The 16,728-nt window shown below is 44.9% G+C and carries 15 protein-coding genes, 1 tRNA gene and 2 other annotated features (1 of these 18 cut by a window edge); of the genes, 6 read left to right on the forward strand and 10 right to left on the reverse strand.

Going from position 1 to position 16,728, the window contains the following annotated elements; translation table 11 throughout:
- Positions 1-359: 359 nt before the first annotated feature.
- From Q1X33_RS02540 to Q1X33_RS02555, 4 genes are read right to left on the reverse strand one after another with little or no spacing between them, the layout of a single operon-like run.
- Entirely contained in the window at positions 360-1,190 is an 831-nt protein-coding gene (locus Q1X33_RS02540; RefSeq protein ID WP_005225404.1) for an energy-coupling factor transporter transmembrane protein EcfT, read from the reverse strand.
- Entirely contained in the window at positions 1,180-2,889 is a 1,710-nt protein-coding gene (locus Q1X33_RS02545; protein WP_301969522.1) for an ABC transporter ATP-binding protein, read from the reverse strand. Before Q1X33_RS02545 ends, Q1X33_RS02540 begins: the two co-directional genes overlap by 11 nt.
- A gap of 25 nt (positions 2,890-2,914) precedes the next feature.
- Positions 2,915-3,469 carry an ECF-type riboflavin transporter substrate-binding protein gene (locus Q1X33_RS02550; protein ID WP_005225401.1) on the reverse strand — a complete coding sequence of 185 codons (555 nt, stop codon included), beginning with the start codon at positions 3,467-3,469 and terminating at the stop codon, positions 2,915-2,917.
- Positions 3,466-4,314 (reverse strand): S-adenosyl-l-methionine hydroxide adenosyltransferase family protein, encoded by an 849-nt coding sequence (locus Q1X33_RS02555; RefSeq protein ID WP_005225399.1) that lies wholly within the window; start codon positions 4,312-4,314, stop codon positions 3,466-3,468. Before Q1X33_RS02555 ends, Q1X33_RS02550 begins: the two co-directional genes overlap by 4 nt.
- A gap of 91 nt (positions 4,315-4,405) precedes the next feature.
- Positions 4,406-4,645: a binding site (T-box leader), on the reverse strand.
- 451 nt (positions 4,646-5,096) lie between these two features.
- Between Q1X33_RS02555 and Q1X33_RS02560 the strand changes: the two genes are divergently transcribed.
- Positions 5,097-5,178 (forward strand) — tRNA-Leu (locus Q1X33_RS02560).
- 93 nt (positions 5,179-5,271) lie between these two features.
- Here Q1X33_RS02560 and Q1X33_RS02565 read toward each other — a convergent pair.
- Positions 5,272-6,924 (reverse strand): peptide ABC transporter substrate-binding protein, encoded by a 1,653-nt coding sequence (locus Q1X33_RS02565; protein ID WP_060791756.1) that lies wholly within the window; start codon positions 6,922-6,924, stop codon positions 5,272-5,274.
- A 561-nt stretch (positions 6,925-7,485) separates the two neighbouring features.
- On the opposite strand from Q1X33_RS02565, the gene Q1X33_RS02570 reads away from it, so the two are divergent.
- Positions 7,486-7,938 (forward strand): DIP1984 family protein, encoded by a 453-nt coding sequence (locus tag Q1X33_RS02570; protein WP_010747700.1) that lies wholly within the window; start codon positions 7,486-7,488, stop codon positions 7,936-7,938.
- Between the two features lie 236 nt (positions 7,939-8,174).
- Here the strand turns inward: Q1X33_RS02570 and Q1X33_RS02575 are convergent, their stop codons facing one another.
- The 4 genes from Q1X33_RS02575 to Q1X33_RS02590 form a co-directional block, all read right to left on the reverse strand.
- Positions 8,175-8,891 (reverse strand): NADPH-dependent F420 reductase, encoded by a 717-nt coding sequence (locus Q1X33_RS02575; protein WP_010747699.1) that lies wholly within the window; start codon positions 8,889-8,891, stop codon positions 8,175-8,177.
- On the reverse strand, positions 8,884-9,945 hold the full coding sequence (locus tag Q1X33_RS02580; protein WP_010747698.1) for an LLM class flavin-dependent oxidoreductase: 1,062 nt from the start codon (positions 9,943-9,945) through the stop codon (positions 8,884-8,886). The genes Q1X33_RS02575 and Q1X33_RS02580 overlap by 8 nt, the downstream gene beginning before the upstream one ends.
- A 152-nt stretch (positions 9,946-10,097) precedes the next feature.
- Entirely contained in the window at positions 10,098-10,460 is a 363-nt protein-coding gene (locus Q1X33_RS02585) for a TIGR02328 family protein (protein WP_010747697.1), read from the reverse strand.
- A 14-nt stretch (positions 10,461-10,474) separates the two neighbouring features.
- The gene (locus Q1X33_RS02590) at positions 10,475-11,443 is read right to left on the reverse strand and encodes an NADP-dependent oxidoreductase (RefSeq protein WP_060791754.1); all 969 of its coding nucleotides are present in this window, start codon (positions 11,441-11,443) and stop codon (positions 10,475-10,477) included.
- A gap of 267 nt (positions 11,444-11,710) precedes the next feature.
- On the opposite strand from Q1X33_RS02590, the gene Q1X33_RS02595 reads away from it, so the two are divergent.
- The 4 genes from Q1X33_RS02595 (at position 11,711) to Q1X33_RS02610 (ending at position 15,812) form a co-directional block, all read left to right on the forward strand.
- The gene (locus Q1X33_RS02595) at positions 11,711-12,790 is read left to right on the forward strand and encodes a PotD/PotF family extracellular solute-binding protein (protein ID WP_010747695.1); all 1,080 of its coding nucleotides are present in this window, start codon (positions 11,711-11,713) and stop codon (positions 12,788-12,790) included.
- Positions 12,791-14,395: an amidohydrolase gene (locus Q1X33_RS02600; protein WP_010747694.1), complete on the forward strand. Its 1,605-nt coding sequence runs from the start codon at positions 12,791-12,793 to the stop codon at positions 14,393-14,395. It abuts the gene before it with no gap.
- A gap of 467 nt (positions 14,396-14,862) precedes the next feature.
- Complete coding sequence (locus Q1X33_RS02605; protein ID WP_005234527.1) at positions 14,863-15,009, forward strand: hypothetical protein; 147 nt, start codon at positions 14,863-14,865, stop codon at positions 15,007-15,009.
- A gap of 218 nt (positions 15,010-15,227) precedes the next feature.
- A complete protein-coding gene (locus tag Q1X33_RS02610) occupies positions 15,228-15,812 on the forward strand; it encodes an SOS response-associated peptidase (protein ID WP_005225388.1) in 585 nt (194 codons plus the stop codon).
- A gap of 81 nt (positions 15,813-15,893) precedes the next feature.
- Here the strand turns inward: Q1X33_RS02610 and Q1X33_RS02615 are convergent, their stop codons facing one another.
- Positions 15,894-16,499 (reverse strand): short chain dehydrogenase, encoded by a 606-nt coding sequence (locus Q1X33_RS02615; protein ID WP_010747693.1) that lies wholly within the window; start codon positions 16,497-16,499, stop codon positions 15,894-15,896.
- A gap of 201 nt (positions 16,500-16,700) precedes the next feature.
- Positions 16,701-16,728, forward strand: a binding site (T-box leader); it runs 204 nt beyond the window's last position.

Genomic DNA, 16,728 nt, shown 5'->3' on the forward strand with positions numbered 1-16,728 from the left:
GCTGGAATGTTTTACGAAAATCATCAACAGATTGACACACTTCTATTGCTTTCTCTTCCTATTTTTTTCACATTTTCCCGTTACTATAAATACATACCAACAAACAACCCTAACACTTTTTCATTTTTACTCCTATCCCGCCAGTCCCCGCTGGCGGGCTCCTTTTTTTTGCGGCAAAAAAACGCAGACCTAGCAGCAACTGACTTTAGCAAATGTAGCACTCGCTAAAGTCAATTGACTGACTATCCTGCGTTTTTTGGCTCGATCATTTCTGGGACGGATGAATCAATTCTGAATCATCCGTCCCACTTTCATTATTGACAATGCGTCCGTTTTTTTAGTTTTCATGGGGTGATTTGTTAACGAAACGGATTGTAGAAACGTCCGCCATTAAGTACCATCAAGGACAATCCGAGCGCCACGATCAAGCAAACGACAGCAATCGCCAAAAGATCTTTGCCTTGGATCGGCTTAGCTTTCAGCCAGGTACGCTGCTTATGTTTGCCAAACCTTCTTAGCTCCATGGCAGCAGAAATATGGTCGATCCGTTCCAAGCTGGAAAAAATCAAAGGAATCGCGATCGCGACATTGCCTGCCACTCGCTTGCGCAAAGGTGCTTTTTTAGAAAGCTCCACGCCCCGTGCTTGCTGCGCTTTGGCAATGGTCCGAAAATCATCTTGAATATCGGGAATGTAACGCAAAGCCAGTGCGACTGCATAGGCGATCTTGTAGGAAATCCCGATGCGGTTGATGCTGGACGCTAACTCACTAGGATTGGTGGTAAACAGGAAAATCAATCCTGGCGGAATCGTGACAAAATATTTGATCAATAGATTCAACTCATAAAACACTTGCTCTTGGGTCAATGTATACCGACCGATCCCTTCGAAAATCACGTGGCGCGTACCGTAGATCTCCACCCCGTATTCTGGTGCGAAAAGATAGACCGCCACCAAATTCAAAAGCGAAAAGAAGATGATAAATTTTAATACAAAAGCGATATCTCGGTAGCGAATTCCAGCACTGGCAAATAGAAAGACCGAAAACAATGCCAGTCCAATGAGAAAGCGCGTATCATAAGAAATCATCCCGATGACGGATAGCAGCAAAAAACAAATCAGTTTTGCAGCACCGCTTAATTGGTGAATCCACGTTTTGCGGTCAAGATAGCCGATTAGATTACTCTCCATCGTGTCCCTCCTTCTCGCTGGCAATGAAGGCGGCAGTAAAAGCGGCGGGATCTGTCAGCTGGTTAAGGGTCGCCAGTGTATACAAGCTGGTTTCTTTGAGGTTTGCGGCACTCACCACTTGTTTGTCTGCTAAGACAACTTCTGGCGGAGCGTCCAGCAAAATCGTTCCTTTTGTCAAAACGATCGTCCGCTGTGTATACTCCAACATCAAATGCATATCGTGGGTGATCATAACGATCGTTAATCCCCGCTGGTTCAACTCCTGTAAAAATTGCATCATTTCGGTGTAATGGCGATAGTCTTGTCCCGCTGTCGGCTCATCCAATAAAATGAGTTCAGGATCTAAGACGAGGATCGCTGCAATGGCGGCTCGGCGTTTTTGCCCATGACTTAGTGCCGACAATGGCCATGAACGAAACGGATAAAGACCACAAATTTTCAAGGTCTGATGAACTTTTTCTGTAATTTCAGCCTCTGGAACGTTTCGGTTGCGCAAGCCTAAGGCAACTTCGTCAAACAGGAAGTTTTTTGACAGCATTTGATTGCTGTTTTGCAACACATACCCGATTTTTTGCGCTCGTTCTTTGATGGAATCATTGCCCATGTTCGTTCCTTGCCAAAGCAACTTGCCAGAAGTCGGAGTTAAAAAGCCGGTAATCAAATGGGACAAGGTCGATTTTCCTGCGCCATTATGCCCGACCAAACTAATCATTTCTCCTTGATGGATGGTAAAATCCAGTGCTTGCAAAATGGGTTTGCCCACTTGGTAGGAAAACGATAGATTCTTCGCTTCCAACAACGGCGGCTGGTGGCTAGGAAGCGCCGGTTTCGGAAATTTTTCTTGAAACTGAGTCAGTTTTTCGGCAATCTCAGGTGATGCAAATGCTTCTACCGCGACCAAATCAGCAGCGTCGGTCACGGGAACCCCCGCTTTTTTTAAAGCAGCTAAATACAGCGGTTCACGAATGCCGACTTGCTGCAGCATATCCGTTTTTAATAGTTCATTCGGTGTACTGTCGGCAAGGATGCGGCCTTCTTCCATCACGATGATGCGATCGACAGCTGCGGCTAACACTTCTTCTAAGCGATGTTCAATGATGATGGTGGTAAAACGCTTCTCTTGATACAGCTGGTCGATCATTTTGATGGCTTCCACACCTGTTTGCGGATCCAAGTTGGCTAGCGGCTCATCAAACAGTAGAATCGGTGTTTCATCGATCAAAACACCTGCCATTGAAACACGTTGCTTTTGGCCACCCGATAATTCCTGCGGTTTTTTCGCCAAATGATCCATTAAGTCAGCCTTTTCTGCCCAAAAACGCAGCGCCTCTTGCATCACTGCTTGACTGCGCTGATCGTTTTCCAATGAAAACACGATATCTTCTGCTACGGTCAAGCCTACAAATTGGCTATCGGTGTCTTGCAGCACCGTGCCGACGGTCAAAGACAGCTCATAGATGGAAGCTTGCCCAAAGGCATTGGTACCGATTGTCAATTCTCCAGTACTACTGCCTTTGTCGTTTTGCGGGATCAAACCGTTCAAACATTTTCCTAATGTACTTTTGCCAGAACCGCTGGCACCGACGATCAGGACTTTTTCTCCTTCATAGATCGTTAGATCGATGTTTTTCAAGGTCGGTTCCGCTTGTGCATCATATTGGAAAGAAAAATTCGTAAATTGAATGATTTTTTGTTTCATTTTTAGCCTTCACACATTTCTTTGGTTAGGATTCCTTACTCAAGCTGCCTTTTTTGGTTTTGGTTTGGGCATAGGCTTTTAGCAGGATCACTCCGATTATCCCAGTTACGACTGCATTGGTCAATCCCGCAATGACTCCTTGCGTAAAGACTTTGTTCGCTGGTTCGCCATAGATCAAAATATCCCCGATCGGGGCAATGATCACCCAGACGACCAAATTTGCGATCGTTTCACCGATCAAGAAGGTCCGAATTTCTTTAGCGCCAAAGGTTCCTTGCTGGATTGGAATCCAACGAGTCAAAAGTCCAAAGAACACCCCTAAGATCCCAGAGGCGGCGATCCAAGACCACCATGGACCATAAGTCGTTAAATCTCCTAGAGCATGACCGATAAAACCTGCTAAACCAGCCACGATCGGACCGTAGACAACGCCTAATAGAGCCAAGAAAGGATAGGCTGTGGCGATATCTGTATTTGGGAAACCCGTCGGAATCGTGACGAAACGTTTTAAGACGAAAAAGACCGCAGCACCGATACCGATTGCAACAATGTGTTTTACTGTAAATTTTGATTGATTCATTTTTCATTTCTCCTTTTTTTAAGGGTAATTTTCCAATTCGTGCCAGTCCCTATTTTATAGGTTTCAGCAAATGAAGCCAAGTTGAGCCCTAAACCGATATTCAGCAAGGAATTGACATATAAGACGGGTTCTTGTTCTGCCACTTGCGCAAAGGAGCGTCCGAAACGCACTTCTTCTTGATAACGCAGGGTATCTTGGTAGTAGATACTGACGAGCAGCGACTCATTGTATTGGACCTGCCATTGCTTAAAGAACGTGTGGGGAATATTCGTCCACAACGAACCAAAGCGGATATCGAGAATATCGATCGTCCCTGTGATCGTTTCAGCTGTTTGGCTTGGCTTTTCAATGGCAAAAACTTGGATCGCTTCTTTAGGTTCAGGTGTTCCTAGCTCTTCAAAGCTGATGGCGCCGCTGGCGAGCCGAGCGGCATTATACATATAAACATCCCGACCATGAAACGTATGGCTTTCGGCTGATCCTGCCAAGCGCTCAGTTGCCTCATTGATCACCCGAAGTTCAGCGATTCCGATATAAGTCGCTAAATAGGTCAGGGTGCCGTTATCTGGTGTCAAAACCAACTGCCCGGTCGCCAGCTTGGCAACCACACTTCGTCGATCAGACCCTACGCCAGGATCGACCACTGAAACAAAGACGGTTCCTGCTGGCCAATAGGTGACGCTTTGTAGCAGGCGATAGCTGGCGTCATGAATGTTGTATGGCTCGATCTCATGAGTCAAATCCGCAATGACCAGCTCTGGTGCCACTTGATAGGCTACCCCGTACATCGCATTGACCGCTCCATCTTGCAAACCAAAATCGGTTTGAACCACTAATTTGTGCATTTTCTCTCCTCCCAACAACCTTTCTCCTTTTCAACAAAACCTTCGCATGAAACAGCTGACCCTACAGACACAAAAAAAGCCCTTAGCCAAAGCTAAGGGCATCACCTGCGGTACCACCTTAATCTGTAAAACCTTCACAGGCCTCACCTCATTCAGTACCCGAAAACACTCGGAGACTGTCGCTTGTTAACGGGGCAACCGTATTTTCCTAATTAGTCAGAAAATCCGCTCCAAAGTCATTTTCAAATCATTTGTTGTCGTTCCTTCTCACCTGCTGGAACTCTCTGCTAGACAACGCCCGTGATTCTACTTTCTTTTTCATCGCGTTTGCATTTTGTTTCATTAAAATTATCAAAGCTTGTGCCTTTTGTCAATTCTCTTTTAAGAAAAAATTCAAACAGAAGCCATAATTTGTCAAAAGATTCACGCAATTTCTAAATTTCACTCGAAAATTCTTCATATTTTCTCGGTATGATACCTGTATACCAACAAACAACCCTAACACTTTTTCATTTTTACTCCTTCCCGCCAGTCCCCGCTGGCGGGCTCCTTTTTGCCTTCTGACTGTTCTAGATGGTTTCACTTTTTCTTGGCGATTTCTTCTCAGAATTCTGTTTGATTCGTCAACTTTTTTTCACATTTTCCCGCTATTATAAATGCATACCAACGAACAACCCTAACACTTTTTCATTTTTACTCCTTCCCGCCAGTCCCCGCTGGCGGGCTCCTTTTTGTGAGATTGGATTTGATTTTCTTCCTAGAAAGGATTATCTTTATCTTATGCGGAAGTGGCGGAATGGCAGACGCGCACGCTTCAGGCGCGTGTGAGTTTATCTCGTGTGGGTTCAACTCCCATCTTCCGCATTTAGCAGTTCAGCTTTCTGAACTGCTTTTTTTGTTGCAAAACGCGCATGTTCATCGAATAAACATGCGCGTTTCATTCAACTATTTTTCCCCTTATTCACTAACATAGGCGGTGCGGAAAAAGAAATGCGCACCATAAGCTGGGAATTGGATGTCTTTAACATTTGATTTGATCAAATAATTTGAAGCACTTTGGTAAAGAGGGACTTGCGCAGCATCTTGTTCCAACAAAATTTCTTCTGCCGCTTTGTAATCTTCAAAATATTGATCGGGGTCATTGGCATGAACGGTGCGCGCATCTTCCGTCAACGCCGTATATTCTTCATTGACATAGCCGCCGTAATTAAAGGAAGCGCCGTTTTTGTATAAGATAAAGAACATATCCATGTCACTGCTTCCAGCGATCCAGCCAGAAACGGAAAGCTCATAATCACTATTTGCTCTTGATTGATTTAAGCTGGCACGTGGCTGTTTGTTGATGGAGATCGACAAGCCTGGCAAGTTTTCTTGCAGTTGGCTTTGCAAGTACTCCCCGATTTTTTGACCATTGTCATCATCTGTCACTAATAAACGCAGCGTCGTACTTTCACCAATTTCCGCTTGGGCTTTTTCCCACTCTTCCTTGGCAGCCTCTAAATCATACAGATTATAATCACCGCTATATGCTCGAAAATCTTCGCCAGTATTTGGATTCGCAGCTAAGCCAGTAGGGATCAATCCATTTAAAACTTTCGCTCCATCGTTCAACACATTATCCACGAGACTTTCTTTGTCGATCGCCAACGCGATTGCTTTACGCACATGAACATTTGCTAAGGCATCGTTGGCGGTTTTATTGAAGTCTAAGAAAAAGTTCGCCACATCGTTTTGCGTAACTAGTTCTTCATTGTCCCCGTATTGTTGGACGTAGATCCCGCTGATTTTTTGCAAATCAAGGTCGCCGCTTTCAAACAATTGGATCCCCGTATTTTCTTCTTTGATGGTGGAGCCTTTGATTTCCTCCAATTGAACGACATCAGCATCGTAGTATTGGTCGTTTTTCACTAGCGTCCACTCGTCTCCTGTCTGTTGCCAATCGGTTAAAGTAAAGGGACCAGAATACAACAAATCTTCACTTGTCCGGGCATAGGTCTCGCCTTTTTCTTCAACAAAGGCTTGATTTTGCGGTGCCAACCAGCCGATGGAAATCAAGGATAAAAACGAAGGCTGCGGCTGCTCCAACTGTACGATAAAGGTCGCGTCATCTGGGGTTTCCAGACCAATCGTTTCTACGTCTGCATTGCCTTCACGAATGTCTTTACTATTGACTACATTATCCAACAAATAGGCGTTTGGTCCCATCGTTGCTGGATCAACTAACTTTTTCCACGCATAAGCAAAGTCAGCCGAAGTGATCGCTTCGCCATTGCTCCACTTCGCATCATCTCGCAAAGTAAAGGTATAGGTTTTGCCATCTTCACTGATTTCGACTCCTTCTGCCAAGCCTGGAACTGGTTCACTGTTTTCATCGAAACGGTAGAGCCCTTCGAATAAATGTTGTACGATGGTAAACGTTGCTTTATCCGTCGTTTGGGTCGTATCGAGAGTCGTCAGCTCAGCAGGTAGACTCACCGCAATCGCTTGATTCGGCGCACCGTTAGTTTCAGCCTCTGATCCCTCGGTATTTCCTGTTGTCGTGCAGCCAGAAAGGGTCAACCCAATCACTCCTGCTGCAACCAATAAACGCTTCTTCCAGATCATTTTCATTCTTCCTCCTATGTGATTGCGCAACCAACGCAAGTGTTTTTCATGACAGCAAAAAACGCATTCAACGATAAAAAGAAAAAACCTCATCCCTTTGCTTATCAACTTTGACAAACAAAGGGACGAGATTTTCGTGTTACCACCCTTTTTCGCACCATTCTCACAAATGGCACCTCAACAGTACGCTAAGATACTTGGCACGGTAACGGCTGCTTTCCGTCTGATTTGCGTGAACAAATCAGATCACTCAGAGCTCATCTTCACTTTTTTTCTGCTGCCCTTTCTCACCATCCGGGTTCTCTTCTAACAGATTCCAAAGCTACTCTTCTCTTCATCGTCTTTCTTTTTATCTAAAAAACAGGTAAATGACGTTTTTTTGTCTATTTCATGATTGTTTTAAAGTATACTATTGGTGTTTTTGGAAGTCAACAAGAATTGCGAATATTCAGTTTTTTATGATTTTTCTATCAGAGCTTGTTTTGCGTCTTGCTTGCCTTTCGTCACGTTCTTCTCTAGGATAAGAACTAGATAAGCCTTCTCATTTGTAAAAAGGAGTGTGCCAAAATGAAATTAGCAGAAGCGTTACTTTTAAGACGAGATTTGAACAATCGTCTGTTTCAATTGCGCAACGAAATCTCTAGCAGTGTGTTAGTCCAAGAAGGCGATACCTTGGATCGTAGTATCACAGAATTGTTCAAGGAATACGATGAGATCAATCAACAGTATTCAGAATTAGTCGTAGCCATCAATCGGAAAAATGCGACTGCCTCTTTAGCAGATAGTGCGTTATTGCTGATGGAAGCACTAGAACAGCGAGAACAGCTGCGCCGCAAGCATGCACTGCTTACGCAAGCACTGGATGAAACCAAAGCAGCTCCCCGAATGGGTCGCAACGAAATTCGACTGGTGCGCACGATCGATACAAAAACGCTAACGGAGCAATTGAATACGACCGCCAAACAGCTGCGAGAATTAGATGGAAAGATCCAACAAACCAACTGGCTAGTCGATCTTTAACAAACATGGGTGGGTGTCAAAGGCGAGCACAAAGCAGGTACAGGCTAATATGTACACTATGGAACGTCTGGCAGAGACGTAAACGTAACAACCACTGCTTACGAATCACAATCGTAACAATCACATTGTATTTTTTAGCGACCACGTGCTGATTTGACTGGATGGGAAAAACCCTCTTCTTTTTTTGAGAAGAGGGTTGTTTTTATCGTATCCAGCCGTACGTGGAGCCGGCTCTTTTACTGAGGAACCTGCTGCTTGTTACTCACAGCGGAAGGACGCGCCAGAAACGCTTGCCCTTTCTCACTGCTCCAAAACGCCTTCATCAATGCCGTCAATCCCTCTTTGGTTTGATTGGCACCAAAGAAAGGACTGCCGGGTTCTAACATGATGCCATTAGCTAAAGCACCGATAGGAAAGGGATCAAAGCCGAAGGCAGCAACGATTTCTGCTATCTGATCGAGGGCGGTTTGGTCATCACCAGCAATGGCGATGGCTTTTTTGGCAGTTCCTTGAGCAGCCGTTCTCGTCAGCAAGGATTCCTCTTGGATATCGTGGTACCCCATATGATTGAATCCTTTGACTACTTTACTTTGGGAAAAATAGCGTTGCACACGTTCCGAAGAAGTCTGCTCGATGGATGAGTATTCTGTTTCTTTGCCATCGACTTCCCACCAATAATTCATGGCATCGATCACTAGCTTGCCAGCCAAAGCTTCTGCTGGCAGCTGTTGGTACTTACTCAATGGGATTGCCAAAAGGATCGTTTGGGCTTCTGTCATCACCTCAACGGCATTTTTTGCGATCGCTCCCGGAGCCAACACAGAAACGGACAAGGCGATTTTTTCTGCTGGCTTCGTACTGGCGATCAAGACCCGATAGCCCGCCTGGGCACCAAGATTTGCGAGTGCTAAGCCTAACTTGCCTGCGCCTAAAATACCGATGGTTTTAGGCATTGCTATCACCTGCTGCCAACAATTCTTTCACCCGTGGAATCACTTTGGTTCCATACAATTCAATCGTTTTGAAACGGTCTTTTTGCAGCTGTCCGCCAGTACCGTAAACCAGATCAAAGCGTTCTACACCGACTTGCGGCATCATACGGGCGATTTTTTGCGCCACGGTTTCTGGACTGCCTACATAGTAAGATCCATGTTCGACTTCAAAGTCAAAGCGCTCTTTGCTCATGGCTGGCCAGCCGCGATCAAGACCGATTTTGTCCATGCTCTTTTTGATGTAGTTCCAGCCGATTTCATAGGCTTCTTCGTCGGTGTCGGCGATCACACCATGGGAGTGCATGCCGATTGGCAAAATCGGTTGCCCCAATTGCTGCGCTGCCTTTTTATACAGATCAACATAGGGCGCAAAACGAGCAGGCTCGCCACCGATGATCGCTAACATAACGGGAAACCCATAACGGACGGCACGAATGATCGATTCAGGGGTTCCACCGACACCTACATAGGTATCTAATTGGTGTCCCTCGATTTTTGGAAAAACGTCGGCATTTTTTAAGGATTGCGTGAACTTGCCTTCCCAAGTTAATGGTTTGCCTTTTCTCAGTTCACTAAACATCGCTGTTTTTTCTTCAAATAGTTCTTCATAATCTTGCAAGTCATAGCCGAATAGAGGGAATGATTCAGTAAAAGATCCTCGTCCCAGCATGATTTGTGCACGACCGTTCGACAACGCGTCAACGGTCGCAAACCGTTCGTAGACCCGCACGGGATCATCCGAACTCAAGACAGTTACACCGGTACCTAATTTGATGGTATTGGTAACCATCGCTAAAGCCGCTAGTACCGTATCAGGACTTGAGATCGAATATTCTTCCCGATGGTGCTCCCCTAAGGCAATGACATCGATGCCGACTTCATCGGCTAATTTCCCTTCTGCCACGATATTGCGCAACGATTCGCTATAACTGATCCGTTCTTTCGTTGTATCATCAAAGGCTAGATCGCCAAACGTATCTAACCCAAATTCAAGATTTCTGTGATTGATGGTCATTTTCTTTTCCTCATTTCTCATTACTGATTCTCTGTTCTCACTATAACAAGGAACAAAAAAAGTTGCGAACAATATGCTTACTTTTTGTAAGTTTCCAATTTTAAAGCAAAAAAACACTTTCCCGAACAAAAATTCAGGAAAGTGTTTGGTCTTTAAAGATAGATCCCTTTACTATGGAGATTCACTAAGCATTCTTCCAAGTATGCTTCATCATGTTCTGGATAGATCGGCGTAGTCAAAGGAACAGCTTGAACGGAGGGTTCCAGCGGCAGATTTTTGCCACGATACGCTGGATCGTACCATTCAGGTGCTGGCCGATAGCCTCGATAGGTCATTTCATCCAGCACTAACTGATGGTATTGAAACAATTTATAGGGCGGATGGGTAAAAACGTAATCGACGGTTGCGTGCTTCTTACCCCAGCCTAGCCCCCGTAAGGCTGCTGCTTCACGATGCTGGCCTAACAGCTGCTGCCGAGGCAAAGCAGGTATCAGCGCTTCATGCCATAAGCGCATCGGTTCAGCCTCCTTTATTCTGCGTCCTGGCTGATGAAATTGTCTTGATTTTCAATAACGATCTTGCCGACTGCATGGTGTGTCTCACTCAATGCGTGGGCATCGTAAATTCCTTGTGCCGTCAATGGGAAGGTTGCACCGATGACACTGTTGACTTTTTCTGCTTCGATCAGCTCTGTCAATTCTGCCAATTGTTTGCCGTTGGTTCGTAACCAAATTGCTTTGGCGAAGATGTCTTTTTCTTTTGCCAAGTCTTCGTCTTCAATACTCAAAATTGAGATCAGACGGCCCTTAGGTTTTAAGACAGTGAAACTTTTCTTCTGGGTGTCGCCCCCCATCGTATCAAAGACCAAATCGATGTCTTGCAAGACTTCTTCAAAATCTGTCGTATGGTAATCGATGATCTCATCGGCACCAAGTTTTTGCAATAACTCATGGTTACGAGGACTAGCCGTCGTGATGACGTAAGCGCCAGCTGCTTTTGCTAGTTGGATCGCATAGGTACCAACTCCGCCTGCTCCGGCATGGATCAAGACTTTTTCCCCTTCTTTTAAACGACCGTGTTCAAACAACGCTTGGTAAGCAGTCAAACCAGCTAATGGCACTGCAGCTGCTTCTGCGTAGTTTTGGTTTTCTGGTTTGATCGCTGCTAACTCAGCATCCACGATGGCGTAATCAGCATACGTCCCAAAACGAGTCGTTTCAGGGCGGGCATAGATCGCATCACCAACTTTGAATTCTGTCACGTCAGCACCTATTTCTACGATATCCCCTGCGACATCCCAGCCTAAAATAATTGGGAAGTCCCACGGAAACATTTGTTTTAAATAGCCTTCTCTTAATTTCCAATCGATCGGGTTGATGGATGTTGCGGCAACTTTGACTAATAATTGATTTGCTTTTAATTCTGGTAATTGGACCGTTGCTTCTTTTAATTGGTCTTTTCCACCATAGGCTTCAATAACGACAGCACGTGTTTCCATTGATGCTTCACTCCTTACATTCATTCTTCATCAAAGAGAGGTTCCTGTTTTTCCATCCCTTGATTTCTCACTTCCCTAGCTTAGGAAAAAGGAGGGAATTTGACAAATGATATGTTTGGAAACTGCCCCAGCCACCTGGCCGTTCCTCCTTCAAAGCCTTGAAAGAAACGGGTTTATTTTTTCTTCATTTTTTTATTGCCTTTTCTTTAAAAATCAATTACGCTACTCAAGAAATACGAAATTGTAGAGAAAGAAGGAATTGATGAATTGAAAAGGTTGTGGGTATTTTTTGGCGGTGTGATCGGCATCACCGCGTTGCTGTTTTTAGGTGCTTCGGTGTTAACGAAAGAATCGGGGGCAGCAACGTCGTCCGACAAAAATACAGTGATTATTTACAATTGGGGCGAATATATTGACCCCGAATTGATCAAAACATTCGAAACTGAGACTGGTTACTCAGTGATTTATAATACATTTGACTCCAACGAAGCGATGGAAACGAAAATCAAACAAGGCGGCTCGCGCTATGATTTGGTTTTCCCTAGCGAATCGATCATTCCGAAAATGATCGAAGAAGGACTGTTAGTGCCTTTAGACCATCAGAAATTGACGGGAACGGAAGATCTGTCGCCTTTTTTGATGGATCAAGCCTTTGATCCTGACAATACCTACTCGATCCCCTATTTTTGGGGCACGATCGGAATCATGGCAAATACTGAAGAAGTTGATGTTTCTTCGATCCATGGCTGGAGTGATTTATGGGACCCTGCATTTAAAAATGATGTATTGATGGTGGATGGTGCTCGCGAAACCTTAGGAATCGCGTTACAGACGCTCGGTCTTTCCCAAAATGAAAAAGACCCGACCAAGGTCACCAAAGCCTTGAAGAAGCTGGAAAGTATCCGTCCCAATGTCAAAGCAGTTTTGACCGACGAGATCAAAACCTTGATGATCAACAACGATGCCCCTTTAGGAATCGGATATTCGGGCGATGCCGCTTATGTGATGGCGGAAAATCCTGCCGTCACCTATATCGTTCCCAATGACGGCGGTGCGATTTGGACAGACAATTTTGCGATCCCGAAAACCGTTGGCAATCTTGAGGGAGCCTACGCCTTCATCAATTTTATGCTGCGACCAGAAAATGCCGCACAAAATGCCGAATACGTGGGCTACGCCACGCCGAGTGAAACGGCCAAAGCCATGCTGCCAGTAGAACTGACTGCTGACAAGGCTTTCTACCCTGAGCCAAGTGCGATGGAACAAATGGAACATTATGAATACTTAGGAAAAGAAGCGGTTGAGCTTTATAACGACCTTTTCCTTGAATGGAAGTTGGGATTATAATTGTCACTATTACTAAAATCTGAACACATCTTTGATACCAAAACGAAAACGACTTTTGCGGGCTTTCTCCTGATAGAAGACCAGAAAATCACGGCTGTAGGTCCTCTTTCAGCGCTGCCAACACTTGCTGAAGACACCCAGGTCATTGATCTCAAAGAACAAATGATCATTCCAGGCTTTATTGATGCTCATGTTCATTTTTATCTTTCCGCATTACTCCATCAAGGGGCACTGACCCATCTTACGGGAGTGACAGAAGAAGCCGTTGCCCAGCAAGTGCCCGCCTTGCCCATCACTCATGGATGGAAAATCGGCATCGGCTGGTTCAGCAGTGATTTCGGTCAGCAAGTCTACCCGACGAAAGATTCGATCGACAACTATTGTGCCGACACGCCTGTCATGCTGATTTCAGGTGATGCCCACAGTATTTGGTTGAATAGCCAAGGGATCGCTGCTTTAGGGATCACACCTGAGAACTTACCAGCAGGGATCAGCGGCGAGGCACTGCTTGACGAAAACAGCGGACAATTAAGCGGCTGCTTTTTAGAAGCGATCGCCATTCATTATTTAGCAAAGGTCTTACAGTCTTTCCAAGCACAAAGCCCTGCTGCCTTTCTGACCTATATGAAGCAGCTCAATCAATACGGCATTACGACGATCGGTGATGTTGCCTTGACAGGAGAAAGCTGGGACGATTTGGTCTACCCCACTCTTTATCGGCAAACAGAAGCAGAAGCGACCTTGCGCGCTGTCTTTTATCCAGCCATGCGAGAAGACATCACGCAACTGAAAAAAACTTACCGTACTTATCGCTCCGAAAAAGTACAAATGGGCGGCGTCAAACAATTTTTTGATGGTGTGACGAGTACGCACACGGCTTTTTTAAAAGAGGAATATGAAACACCGTATTTTGCTGGTGATGTCGGGATGCCGTTGATCGATGTTCAACGGATGCGCCGCTTTATTTTACAAGCCAACCAGCAAGACTGGCCGATGCGCATCCATACCATCGGTGATGAAGCGATTCGACAAGCACTCCTCTTTTATCAAGAAAGTGCTGCTGCTCACCCGCTTTCTAAAGGCAAAGCCAATACTTTGGAACACTTGGAAGTGATGGATGCCGCTGATCTGCCACTAGTTCGCCAAGAACAACTGGTACTCTCCGTACAGCCTAGCCATTTATTAGTCGGTTATGAGACCCTCGATGAAGAAGTAGGCCCTCAGCGTGCCAGTCAAATGTTTCCTTTTCAGTCCTTTCTAGAGCAAGGCGCAACCTTGGCTTTTGGGACTGATACGCCAGTCGTGATCGACGTGACTCCTTTAGACTCGCTGTATTATGCGGTTGCTCGGCAGGAAAAAAACGGCCAGCCAGCAGGCGGATTGATGCCACAAGAAAAAATCTCCATCGCCGATGCCCTCTATGCCCACACCGCAGGCGCCGCCAAAGCCTTGAGTCGGCAAGATATCGGTCGATTAGAAGTTGGCTGTTTAGCCGATCTTTGTATTTTGTCCCAAAATATCTTGCCTTTGACTGCCGAAGAATTGCTTCAAACGACTGTTGAAGCGACCGTATTTGATGGGCAATTTGTTTATCGGGGCAACTGATGAAACACTAGATCTTGTGAAAGTACAAGGTCTGGTGTTTTTCTTTGATAAAAAAATACAGAAACAGGTGCTTAGTTTGGACCACTCTCCCTTTTCGTACTTGCCCCTATCCCTTACGATGGATTCCCTGCTTGGCAGCTATGCTTTATCATAGGTTTTCTTTCGGCCATTTTGATTCGCGTGGATTGGTCTATTCGATTGGCGCAGCAAAAGAATAATTTAAGCGGTTGCCAGTTTCTTTATTTGATGGAAATTCAGAAACATGCCTCTTTTTCCTTGGAGTTTTTTTCCTTTTAACAGCAAACATTGGTCTATTCCATCACCCCTTACTTTCTCCTTCAATCGTTTTTTAAACCTTTGAATAAATTCTTAATAAAATAACTAACAAAAAATAAACTTTTACTATATCCCTTGAATGTAAGCGATAAATTTGTTATTATTACCAAGGATAAGGAGGTGTTTATCTATTGTATGCGATTAAAATCTTTCATGGTTATCTAACCGCCGAAGGAAAAAGAACACGGGACAAAACAATTGCATTAACCTATACTTGCAGAGAAGATGCTGAACGTTTCGCAAATAAAATCGGCGGGAGAGTTAAAAAAATTGGCTAACCAACTAGAATAAAAAAGGCTGTCAACCTCAGTAGGTGACTGCCTTTTTTTGTTATCTGATTTCCAGCAAATCAAGCAATACTCCTGACTTTTTACATATGTTTAAGCTCCTTTTCTTGTTGAATCGAGAAGTGAAGCAAGTTAGTTGGTTTTGACGCCTTGAGTCTTTATACTGAAACAAAGGCACCAGCCAATCCAAAAAAAGGAGTGACCCGTCCATGTGCGGCCGATACTTATTTGACCCAACAACTGGCGAATTGTCAGAATATTATCAAGAAGCCGCGGCGAAAGCCCGCAAGCGCCAACAGACTGTCGCTGTCAATGATGTTTTCCCTTCCAATCATGTCGTAACCATCGGTGCAAATCAACAACAACAAGTTGTAGCTGGTGTGACAAGATGGGGCTTTACCGGCTTTAAAAAAGGGCATTTGATGATCAATGCCCGTTCTGAGACCGTTGAAGAAAAACCGACTTTTCGCAAACCTTTCCAAGAGCATCGCTGTGTCTTTCCGATGTCTGGTTTCTATGAATGGAATCATGAAAAGGAAAAGTTTCTCTTTTCGCAAGATCACGTGATTTATGCCGCTGGTTTTTATCGCATCCTTCAAAAAGAGGATCAGATCGAAACCGAATCAATCATTCTAACGACTGCCGCGAACGATTCTGTTGAACCAGTCCATGATCGAATGCCTCTGTTCTTAGAAAAAGAAGCGATTGCTTCTTGGATCAATGACTTGGCTTTTGCTCGCCAACAACTCAAAGCAGAAATGCCCAAGCTGAAAACCCAATTGCTCTCTTCTTAACTGCTTGCTACTTCTTTTTCAGCAGAACAAAAACCGCCAAGTCAGCTTTGATTTGGCGGTTTTTCCTACTTTTGCTTTTTCTTAATAAACGGTGAAGGTTTTGCCAGTCATGATCCCAAAGACTGCTTTTTGATACGCTGCAAAAACGGGTGCGTCACCAACGGGAATAAAGCCTTTGAAAGAATCGGCGAAGGTTTCCCAAGAGCCCACAAGTGCATTGGGACTGACTGCATTGATTCGTACCCCATGACCGATCTCAAAAGCTGCCGATGCCACGAAGGCTTCTAAACCGCCGTTGACCAGTGCTGAAGGCGTGCCCATTGGGATAAATTCGTCTTTGATAATTCCAGAAGTCAGTGTGATACTGCCGCCTTCATTGAGAAAATGCTGGCCAATCAACGCAAGGTTGACTTGTCCTTGCAGCTTCGAAGCCACCGACTGTTGAATATCTGCTGGCGTCAATTCCTCAAAGGGTTTAAACACTGTGCTTCCCGCAGCGGAAACAATGGCATCCACTTTCCCAGTAGCTGCAAATAGCTGGCTGACACTGTCTGCATCCGCAATTTCGACTTGATGATCGCCGCTGCTACGGCTAGCCGTGATCAGCTCCACCTCTGGTAGCTGCTGAAAGCCTTCAACTAAAAGCTGCCCAAGTGTGCCGGTATGTCCAATCAAAAGTAATTTCATTTCCTCGCCTCTTTTTTTGTTTTGTGCTTCGATTCTAACCCAACCAAGCGATTTCGACCATTCATCTGCTTTTCCTGCCTTATTGATCTATTCTTACCCTTCCCCATTTGTTCCCCTACTACCTGCGTAGTGATTGGAATCACCTATCACGAAAGCAATTGACAACTTTCTCATCTTGTTCTAAGATACTACTAATTTCATACACATGCAGTGAGAAGAAGAGTACGAT

Source organism: Enterococcus sp. B2E4, assembly GCF_030499455.1.
Taxonomy (GTDB): domain Bacteria; phylum Bacillota; class Bacilli; order Lactobacillales; family Enterococcaceae; genus Enterococcus_D; species Enterococcus_D casseliflavus.

Bases quoted from the DNA above. Each gene is read 5' to 3' on its own strand.
- Q1X33_RS02540 (WP_005225404.1), bottom strand. From the start codon at position 1,190: ATGGAGAGTAATCTAATCGGCTATCTTGACCGCAAAACGTGGATTCAC.
- Q1X33_RS02545 (WP_301969522.1), bottom strand. From the start codon at position 2,889: ATGAAACAAAAAATCATTCAATTTACGAATTTTTCTTTCCAATATGAT.
- Q1X33_RS02550 (WP_005225401.1), bottom strand. From the start codon at position 3,469: ATGAATCAATCAAAATTTACAGTAAAACACATTGTTGCAATCGGTATC.
- Q1X33_RS02555 (WP_005225399.1), bottom strand. From the start codon at position 4,314: ATGCACAAATTAGTGGTTCAAACCGATTTTGGTTTGCAAGATGGAGCG.
- Q1X33_RS02565 (WP_060791756.1), bottom strand. From the start codon at position 6,924: ATGAAAATGATCTGGAAGAAGCGTTTATTGGTTGCAGCAGGAGTGATT.
- Q1X33_RS02570 (WP_010747700.1), top strand. From the start codon at position 7,486: ATGAAATTAGCAGAAGCGTTACTTTTAAGACGAGATTTGAACAATCGT.
- Q1X33_RS02575 (WP_010747699.1), bottom strand. From the start codon at position 8,891: ATGCCTAAAACCATCGGTATTTTAGGCGCAGGCAAGTTAGGCTTAGCA.
- Q1X33_RS02580 (WP_010747698.1), bottom strand. From the start codon at position 9,945: ATGACCATCAATCACAGAAATCTTGAATTTGGGTTAGATACGTTTGGC.
- Q1X33_RS02585 (WP_010747697.1), bottom strand. From the start codon at position 10,460: ATGCGCTTATGGCATGAAGCGCTGATACCTGCTTTGCCTCGGCAGCAG.
- Q1X33_RS02590 (WP_060791754.1), bottom strand. From the start codon at position 11,443: ATGGAAACACGTGCTGTCGTTATTGAAGCCTATGGTGGAAAAGACCAA.
- Q1X33_RS02610 (WP_005225388.1), top strand. From the start codon at position 15,228: ATGTGCGGCCGATACTTATTTGACCCAACAACTGGCGAATTGTCAGAA.
- Q1X33_RS02615 (WP_010747693.1), bottom strand. From the start codon at position 16,499: ATGAAATTACTTTTGATTGGACATACCGGCACACTTGGGCAGCTTTTA.